Genomic DNA, 9,012 nt, shown 5'->3' with positions numbered 1-9,012 from the left:
ATCCATTGCATAATCCGATGACCCCCGCTTGCCGGATCTCATCACAATAGCCACGGCGCCAAGATCGACCAACCATGGATGAACGCGCTTCCGGAAAAGCCTCTCTGACCCATGCGGTTAGAGTTCCGCGACCAGGGTAGCCAAGCGCCCTCATCGTCGAAGAGATGCAACGATCGTGAGTGCGGTAATGCTCAAGAGCAGCCTGCTTTTGGGCCTCGGAAAACTTTGGCGCTCGCGCTACCGGCTGAGTACGCAGGTCGAGATGCTGTACGTACTCACGATACCAGCCCTTCAACGCATTCTTGGTGGGATACCCCAGCTGGCGAATGGTCGCGTTAAGTCGCTTGCCCAGCCGGATATAGAGCTCAACCGCTCGAAGTCTGTCTGCGTAGGAATACATGAACTACCTCCTTGGTGGTCCAAGTTTTCGTCCGCACCCCCACCGGCTCAGTTCCGCGTGGAAACCAACAATCAACACGCTTTGTCGCTCTTCGCTCTTTACGGGAACGAAACGCATCGTCGGTCGCGTGACCGCCTCACAAATTGCCTCCGCATCAGACGCATCGTTCTTCTGCCGCTTCACATACGGCTTGACGTACGAGGCGGGCATCAGCCGAACCTCATGCCCGAGATTAATCAGAACCCGAGCCCAGTGATGAGCCGTGGCGCACGCCTCAACCCCAATCAAACAGGGTGGCAGGTGATCGAAAAAGCTGATGATCTCCGATCGCCGGAGCTTCCTCCGCAGAACAGTATCGCCCTTTTGATCGACGCCGTGGACCTGAAAAACGTGCTTGGCGATATCCAGGCCGACTGTGATAACTTCCTTCATGGACGGTTCTCCCGATTGTGACCTTTGACAGCCACAGTATGCCACAACAGTGTTGGGTGCGGAGGCCGTCCACCTCCTCACTCCATCACCCGATTCGAGACAATCAGCGATGAATGCCTCAAGTTCAGGTGTCTGCGATACGTTTCGGGTCAATCGATTGGCCATTGTCAAGATGTGCCTCAGGTCGAGCACTGTGTCAAAGTGTGGCCATATACCCCCCCCTGCGGGGCGGGAAAGAACAAAGTGAAACGGCTTTTACCGACTGCATGGCAATGGCGGCAGACGCCGGTGTCCCAGGTTGAAGGCACAGAATTGGCCAGTCATGAAACCTGGAGAGGTCCTCGGGCGATAAGGTTTTCGCCTGACGATCAACCGCTTGGGCGCCACCCTATACCGGCATGGAGTGTATAGCTTGCCCGAATTGAAACGTTGGAACTCCGCCTACGCGCCTAGAACTGGCGGCTCCAATAGCAACCCCTCTTGCTCGTCGATAGCGACCGTGCTCGCTGTTAACACGAAATATGTCATGCCGACCCTGATGCAAATCGGTCTGTTGTTGGGAAGCGCCGCAAGCAGCGCGACCAGATCTGCTGGCATCACAGGTGTTTCAGGCCTTCTGCGGTGATACCAGTCAATGATCCGATCCATCGTCCTAAGGCACTCCAACCCACGGTGAACTTCTGGGACGTGGTCCGTCGAAATCGCACCGCTCTCTATTGTCTCGCGGGAGCGGGAATCGTCTCCGCCTCGCCAAATAAGGGTCATCTGCCCAAAACATCTCGCTTTAGGCGTCCCTCATCGTCTGACATCAAATCCTCGCCAGTCCCTGCAGCCGCCAACGACGTCCTGATGGCATCTTCAATCGGCTGTGGCCGGCCGAAAAGGTAGCCCTGACCGAGATCACAGCCAAGCTGCTGAAGGTATTGCAGTTGGCTTTGCTCCTCGATTCCTTCGGCGGTGACCTCAACGCCCAAACCATGACCAAGCGCGATCATGGCGCGGACGACCTTATCCTGCCTTTCGCTTGCCTCGAATGTCTGAACGAAACTCCTGTCAATCTTGATCTTCTGGAACTGGTAATTCGACAGCTGCGAAAGGCTCGAATAGCCGGTCCCAAAGTCGTCCAGAGCAATCCGGATACCCGCCTTGGTAAGATCCTCCAGAACTTCCTTGGCCGCAACTGCGTCCTTGATCAGCGCACTTTCCGTGATCTCGATTTCCAGGCGCTGAACCGGCAGGCCGCTTTCGCCCATGATTTTCAGCAGTCGCAGCCCGAGCAGCCGATCGCACAATTGCGTCGGTGAGACATTGAAAGACAAAATTGTGTCGGCCGGCCAGGACATTGCATCCTTGCAGGCTCGCCTGAACAATTGTTCTGTTAGCTCGACAATGAGCCCGGCATCTTCGGCGATCGGGATGAAATCAGACGGGGGAATAAAGGTGCCATCAGCTGTTTTCCACCGGGCAAGTGCTTCAAACCCCGCCAGCTTCCGGGTGCTGAGTTCTACAAAAGGCTGGTAATAGGGCTCGATTACACCCTCTCTCATGGCTTGGCGCAAACGAGCCTCAAGTTGTATGCGATTGTTGAGCTCATCAAGCATTGCCGGAGTAAAGGCCGAGGCATTGTTGCGGCCCATTTTTTTCGAAGCATACATGGCGCAGTCCGATTGATGGATTGCATCTGCGAGCGTTACGCCGTTAATGCCTGCGACCGTATATCCCACGCTTGCGCCGAGATCGACCGTCGCGCCTTTGATTGTCATTGGCTTGGATATCGCACGTACGATTCGGGCCGACAGCGCTTTCAAATCGACCTGGCCCTTAAGCTTCGCCAGCACGACGAACTCGTCGCCCCCTAGCCGATAGATATGCTCGTCGGGGAAAACCTCCGCCAGCCTTTCGGACGTAATTTTGAGAGCAGCATCGCCGCTATCATGCCCAAGCAGATCGTTGACCTTTTTAAACCCATCCAGATCGATGCTGAACACTCCATAGCGGTCGCCGGAAAGGAAATCTTCCCGGGCGGTCACGGCGTCAAGAAGGCGTCGATTTGGCAGCTTTGTCAGTGGGTCATGGAAAGCAATCCAGTCGACGTCACGCTCGGCGAGAATGCGGCGAGAGATTTCGTGAGACATATCCTTGATCCGGAGGACACAGTAGGCTAGTCCCAGGAAACCACCGATGTTAAGAGCGGTAAACACCTCATCGAGATTGTAACTCTCATGATCTCGGAAATAATGGTCCAGAACCTCATGGGCATTAAAATACGAGGCAAGGCCGTAGAGCAAAACGAATGCACCGATCCAGATAAAGATCTCGACGTTGGCGCGATTATGACGGAAGTTTGGCATGGAACCTCTGTGCGCGGCCTTGATAGTAGTTCAAGCGCGTGCGGTGGAAACTATTTTCGATTTTACTCAAATCCATTGTTTTTCGGTTAAAAGCGCGCGGCGGTCTTTGCTTTGAGCTCGTTTGTCACAGCGTTTTTTAATAGGATGCCGAACTCGGCCCGCGGGGCCACATTAGCGCGATGGATAATGATAAATTAATCAGTTCGTTAGATAGTGAAGGCCTAATTCTTTCAAGGCGGAGGCTTTCGTGAACCTGAACACCATCCTGGCCGGCAGTCTCTATTCTGTCATGCAGGCTTTCGAACGATCACAAGCCATTATCTCGTTTAAAACCGACGGCACGATCCTCGACGGCAATGAGAACTTCTGCAAGGCGGTCGGTTATAGTCGTGACGAGATTATCGGCAAAAGCCATCGGATGTTTGTCAAGCCGGATGATGCCCAGTCTGCAGAATACACAGCATTCTGGAAACGTCTTAGTTCCGGTGAGTTCGACCGCGGCCAATATAAGAGGATCGGCAAGAATGGTCGGGAAATTTGGCTGGAAGCTTCCTATAATCCCGTTATCCGTGGCGGCAAGGTCATCAAGGTCGTGAAGATCGCAACCGACATCACAGACATCAAACGCGAGAGCCTGGAAAGCAAGGGCAAGCTGGATGCCCTCTCCCGTGCCCAGGCCGTGATCGAATTTACACCTGATGGCAAGATTCTGACGGCCAACAAGAACTTCCTCGACACACTTGGCTATTCCCTTGACGAGATTGTCGGCAAGCACCACCAGATTTTCTGTGAGGCGGATTATCTTGCATCAAAGGAGTATGCCGACTTCTGGCCACGCCTCGCGAGAGGCGAGTTCTTCAACGACGAATTCAAGCGCTTGAGGAAGGACGGAAGTTCCGTCTATATTCAGGCAACCTACAATCCGATCATGGACGACGAAGGCAAAGTCTTCAAGGTTGTCAAATTCGCCACCGATGTCTCGGGCCGAGTGACCGCACTGCAGCAGATCGGAGCAGGCCTTGAACGTCTCTCGGATAACAATATACGCATCACGATTGACGAGCCGTTTGTCGATGAGTTTGAGCACCTCAGACACGATTTCAATGAGTCGCTAGCGAAGTTCCAGGGAACGCTGGAAGAGGTCCTCAGCCAAACGTCAATGTTAACGGAAAAAAGCGGGGACATGAGTTCCAGCGCCAACGGAATTGCTCATCGTTCAGAACAGCAGGCGGCGGCTCTTGAAGAAACATCCGCCGCTCTGGAACAGATCACGGTCACAGTGCGGCAGTCGGCCGAACGGACTGCCGAAGCCCATAGACTGGTTACCGAAGCCAACACGGTCGCAGCAAACTCTGTTCAAGTTGTCACGGCTACCGTCGATGCCATCGGACGCATCGAATCCGCTTCAAAGGAGATCACCAGCATCATCAGCGTGATTGACGAAATTGCCTTTCAGACAAACCTCCTCGCACTCAACGCAGGCGTTGAGGCGGCGCGTGCCGGCGAAGCGGGTAGAGGCTTCGCCGTTGTCGCACAGGAAGTCCGCGAGCTCGCACAACGCTCGGCCAGTGCTGCGAAACAGATTTCCGGTCTTATTGCCAATTCTTCGGCTGAGGTAAAGGAAGGTGTTCGGCTCGTTGGTGAAACAGGTCAAGCCCTGAAACATATTGAAGAGTATGTGAAGTCGATCAATGCTAACATCGAAAGCATTTCCGTCGGCGCGCGAGAACAATCGACCAGTCTGAACGAAATCAATGCCGCGGTGAACTCGCTGGACCAAATGACGCAGCAAAACGCTGGCATGGTCAGCAGCATGGGTGCCATTGCCGAATCCGTCTCTGCCGCCGCAAGCGAGCTGGAAACCCTGGTGAAACGCTTCAAGCTCAACCGGCGCAAGTGGATTCGCGAGCCCGGCTCTGAAGCGTCCAAACTCGGCCCAGAGGCAAGGGGATACGGCAAGAAGACGATCTACCAAAATAGAGCGAACGGTGCAGCTCCGCAAATCGGCGGCGAGAAGAACCAACGATCAGCGGCTTAGACGAAGTCGTGTTTTGGTGGCTCCGCATGGAAGATCAGTTCGCTTGAATTGGTCATCGTCGGAAACGCATAAGCTCCAAGGTCTAGCTGGAGGTCTGCGCCGCTCCTAAATTGATGGTCTCGGTCTCGTCCGGGATCAGACGGTGGAAAGACGCCAATGGATCGAGATACTCGATGACGACGTGTTCGCTGCACCAGCGGACGCATAGCAGGGAATAGCGAGATTCAAAGGGCTGTTTTCCACTTGTCTGCTCCGTCGTCGCCGTCGGAAGCTGAGTGGTGTAACAATGCCCCACACCAAACGTGCTAGCGATATGAGATCCGATTAGTATATGCGAAGCGACTGATTCGAAATTGTCCTCCCAATGCAAAACGGATAGTCAATATGGTTGTGGTGGAAAATAATTTAAAACTTCAGGTGGAAGCTTCCGCACGCCTGCTTTCCATCATGTCTAATTCTTCACGCATCCATGTTCTCAGGCTTTTGACGCAAAGGGAATGGGACGTTAACAGCCTTGCCCAACACGTAAATCTTAGTCAGTCAGCTCTTTCCCAACACTTGAAGAAGATGCGTGACGCCAAGCTGGTTGAATGGCGCCAGCAGGCCCAGACTCGCTACTATCACTGTCAGTCCAACGCAGTTCTGAAAATCCTAGACGCCATCGCCGACCTCCCCTACGTTCATCACCACGGTGTCAGCGGCGCCGACGTTTCTCACAGGAATACTTTTCCTCTCTAAGGAATTCCACCTCACAGAAACCATAAGCAGTACGCTTTCGCTCTGGTCCGGGCTAACCCGCCTTCGCAATACGGCCTTAACCACCCCGCGAGAATTCCCTTTGAGAGAGGGAGGCTTTTATTTTGGCCCCGCCCATATACCAAAAACTACAGCATGTGACCTGCCACTGAAGTTTCATCCGGCTGCGATTAGAGCCTCGGCTGTTTTTGATACGCCAAAGGGCGTGGTGGGAGCAACCGGCGGAAACGTGAATCTTCCACACTGCGTAGCGTTTGTGCCGGTTGCGGCGATGATCCCTGCATAGTCCGCCGGGGTCTGGTATCCGAGCGATGAGTGGCCGGAAATTGTTGTAGTCGTCGGCCCATTCCAGCGTCGGGCCGGGCGATCACGTGATTCCGCTCTACACCGCCGAGTGCGGCAAGTGCGACTTCTGCCTGTCGGGCAAGACCAACCTGTGCGTCGCTGTCCGCGAAACGCAGGGCAAGGGCTTGATGCCCGATGGGACCACCCGCTTTTCGTACAATGGTCAGCCCCTCCATCATTACATGGGCTGTTCAACCTTCAGTGAATACACTGTCGTCGCCGAAGTCTCGCTCGCCAAGATCAATCCCGAGGCAAACCCCGAACATGTTTGCCTGCTCGGCTGCGGCGTCACGACCGGCATCGGTGCAGTCCACAATACCGCCAAGGTCCAGCCCGGGGACTCGGTCGCCGTGTTCGGCCTCGGCGGCATCGGCCTCGCGGCGATTCAGGGTGCGCGCCAGGCGAAGGCGGGTCGCATCATCGCCATCGACACCAATCCGTCCAAGTTCGAGCTGGCACGCCAGTTCGGTGCGACCGAGTGCATCAACCCTAAGGACCATGACAAGCCCATCCAGCAAGTGCTGATCGAGATGTCGGGCTGGGGCATCGATCATACCTTCGAGTGCATCGGCAACGTCCACGTCATGCGCGCCGCTCTTGAATCAGCGCACCGTGGCTGGGGTCAGTCGATCGTGATTGGCGTTGCCGGCGCGGGCGAGGAAATCTCCACCCGGCCGTTCCAGCTCGTCACGGGCCGCGTATGGAAGGGGTCCGCTTTCGGTGGCGTCAAGGGACGGACACAGCTCCCCGGCATGGTCGAGGACGAGATGAGAGGCGATATCGATCTGGCCCCATTCGTAACCCACACGATGGGTTTGGAGGAGATCAACGAGGCCTTCGCACTGATGCACGAAGGCAAGTCGATCCGCACGATCATTCACTACTGACCCGCCGATCCGAAGCGGCGCGAGGCGCTCGGATCGACAACTCGGCCGTCATCATGGCCCGACCCCGGCCATGATGAAGCGCGCTCTGGCAAATGGGCAACGCGTCGCGATGCGGTAACAAGCGCCGAAGTGCGATCGTTACATGCCGATAGCGGCACGGACCAGGGCCGCCTGGCCCGGGCGCTTACCATCGGAGTGTGTGTGGCCTCGTCGCGGGACCCAACGGGAAAAATGGTTTTGTCGTAACCTTTGTTTAATGCTGGAAAAGGTGATGTCACGTTGTTGGTGACTTAACCGTTGCTGGCTAATCGGGCGCAATGAACACATCGGCCATCAGCTACAAGAACCACCGTTTTCCATCGCAGATCATCGCCCATGCCGTTTGGCTTTATTTCCGGTTTCCCCTTAGCTTGCGGCTGGTCGAGGAAATGCTGTTGGAGCGCGGCATCGTTGTGTCCTATGAGACGATCCGACGGTGGGGCCGCAAATTTGGTGCAGCCTATGTAAAGCAGCTACGCAGAAAACGCCCGTCGCGAAAGGATATCTGGCATTTGGACGAGGTGGTGATCACCATCGGCGGCCGCAAGCACTGGCTTTGGCGAGCCGTTGACCAGGATGGGATACATTCTCGATGAAATCGTTCAGGCGTGCCGGAATACGAAGGCTGCCAAGCGATTACTGCTCCGGCTGCTGAAGAAGCAAGGCCTCGCGCCGAAGCGGATCATCACGGACAAGCTGCGTTCATATGGAGCGGCAAAGCGCGACGTGATGCCTACCGTTGAACATCGATCGCACAAAGGCCTGAACAATCGCGCGGAAAATTCACATCTGCCTCTGCGAAAACGAGAGCGGGTGATGCAAGGCTTTCGATCCGCCGGCGGATTGCAACGGTTCATCTCGGTCTTTTCAGCAATCAGAAATCACTTCGTCCCGCCACACCAGAAGCACTCCGCCCTCGCAACACACATTCATCGAATCCGCGCAATGGCGCAGTGGAAGGCTGTGACCGGCGCGGTAGCTTGATTTCAGCCGCAAACCCTTCACCTGGCTTCAGCCAAACAACGTGACATCACCATATCACCATGTCATTCCTGCTCAGCGGACGGCACTAAGCCCGGTTCGTCGCGCTGAACGGCGATGCCTGGTCACGGGATGGCGCCAGCCCGGTCAAGGCCCGGAAAAAGGCCAGCAACATTTGCTCGCGTGGCATGGCCCCGGCGACATCGCCTTGCACGGCCATGCCCGACCACAGGGCATAAAGACCGATCCCGATCTGCCTGGACGGTAGGGCGGGCTTGAGGTCATAGCGTGCGACCAGATCATCGATCAGCTGTGAGAACACCTTGTAGCAGGTTGCCTTCGAGGCGTTATGGCGTTTCGCGAATACCGGATCGCGACGGGCATGCACTTGCAATTCCACTGATAGAAGCGACCACTGCGGCTGAGCCGCCAATTCCGTCAGTCTCCGCGTCAAAACGCAAAGCGTCGCCTCTATGTCATCCTGCTGACCGTCAACCTCGGCGACGAGACCTCGCAAGAGGGCTATTTCCTCAAGGATATGAATCTCCATGAGGTCGACGAGCAGATCATCCTTGCTTGCGAAGTTGGAGTAGAAAGCCCCCTGAGAATGCCCCGCAGCCGTGCAAATACTGCGAATCGAGATCGATGCCACGCCTTCTTCAACGATCGTTGCGTTGGCAGCTGCAAGCAATTTCTCGCGCGTCTGACGCTGTGTTTCCTTGCGGCTGGTTGGCATGACATCCTCCAAAGAATTTCGCGGCGGCTGGAACTTTTCTGAACGAT

General features: G+C 55.6%; 4 protein-coding genes and 5 pseudogenes. 4 read left to right on the top strand and 5 right to left on the bottom strand.

Going from position 1 to position 9,012, the window contains the following annotated elements; all coding sequences use genetic code 11:
• The 3 genes and pseudogenes from AGR2A_RS29325 to AGR2A_RS25635 form a co-directional block, all read right to left on the bottom strand.
• Window positions 1-400: pseudogene (locus AGR2A_RS29325) on the bottom strand (IS3 family transposase); the annotation flags it as partial.
• A gap of 66 nt (window positions 401-466) precedes the next feature.
• Window positions 467-832, bottom strand: a pseudogene (locus AGR2A_RS25645) (IS110 family transposase); the annotation flags it as partial.
• A gap of 761 nt (window positions 833-1,593) precedes the next feature.
• Window positions 1,594-3,183 (bottom strand): putative bifunctional diguanylate cyclase/phosphodiesterase, encoded by a 1,590-nt coding sequence (locus AGR2A_RS25635; protein WP_080823514.1) that lies wholly within the window; start codon window positions 3,181-3,183, stop codon window positions 1,594-1,596.
• A 289-nt stretch (window positions 3,184-3,472) separates the two neighbouring features.
• Between AGR2A_RS25635 and AGR2A_RS25630 the strand changes: the two genes are divergently transcribed.
• Both AGR2A_RS25630 and AGR2A_RS25625 read left to right on the top strand, forming a co-directional pair.
• Window positions 3,473-5,221, top strand: a complete 1,749-nt coding sequence (locus AGR2A_RS25630) for a methyl-accepting chemotaxis protein (protein WP_080823585.1) — start codon at window positions 3,473-3,475, stop codon at window positions 5,219-5,221.
• Window positions 5,222-5,605: 384 nt separating this feature from the next.
• Window positions 5,606-5,959 carry an ArsR/SmtB family transcription factor gene (locus AGR2A_RS25625; protein WP_072495376.1) on the top strand — a complete coding sequence of 118 codons (354 nt, stop codon included), beginning with the start codon at window positions 5,606-5,608 and terminating at the stop codon, window positions 5,957-5,959.
• A gap of 174 nt (window positions 5,960-6,133) precedes the next feature.
• Here the strand turns inward: AGR2A_RS25625 and AGR2A_RS25620 are convergent.
• Window positions 6,134-6,326: pseudogene (locus AGR2A_RS25620) on the bottom strand (integrase core domain-containing protein); the annotation flags it as partial.
• Here AGR2A_RS25620 and AGR2A_RS25615 point away from each other — a divergent pair.
• Together AGR2A_RS25615 and AGR2A_RS25610 are read left to right on the top strand one after the other, a co-directional pair.
• Window positions 6,325-7,209 (top strand): annotated as a pseudogene (locus AGR2A_RS25615) (S-(hydroxymethyl)glutathione dehydrogenase/class III alcohol dehydrogenase); the annotation flags it as partial. The pseudogenes AGR2A_RS25620 and AGR2A_RS25615 sit on opposite strands and share 2 nt — an antisense overlap.
• A gap of 307 nt (window positions 7,210-7,516) precedes the next feature.
• Window positions 7,517-8,232, top strand: a pseudogene (locus AGR2A_RS25610) (IS6 family transposase).
• Window positions 8,233-8,317: 85 nt separating this feature from the next.
• Here AGR2A_RS25610 and AGR2A_RS25605 read toward each other — a convergent pair.
• Window positions 8,318-8,965, bottom strand: coding sequence for a TetR/AcrR family transcriptional regulator (locus AGR2A_RS25605; protein ID WP_072495378.1), 648 nt, complete (start codon window positions 8,963-8,965; stop codon window positions 8,318-8,320).
• Window positions 8,966-9,012: the final 47 nt, after the last annotated feature.

Origin of the sequence: Agrobacterium genomosp. 2 str. CFBP 5494 (assembly GCF_900013495.1) — a bacterium.
GTDB classification, from domain to species: domain Bacteria; phylum Pseudomonadota; class Alphaproteobacteria; order Rhizobiales; family Rhizobiaceae; genus Agrobacterium; species Agrobacterium pusense.
The sequence above is the reverse complement of the archived record's forward strand: the minus strand, read 5'-3'. Positions and strand labels throughout refer to the sequence as shown.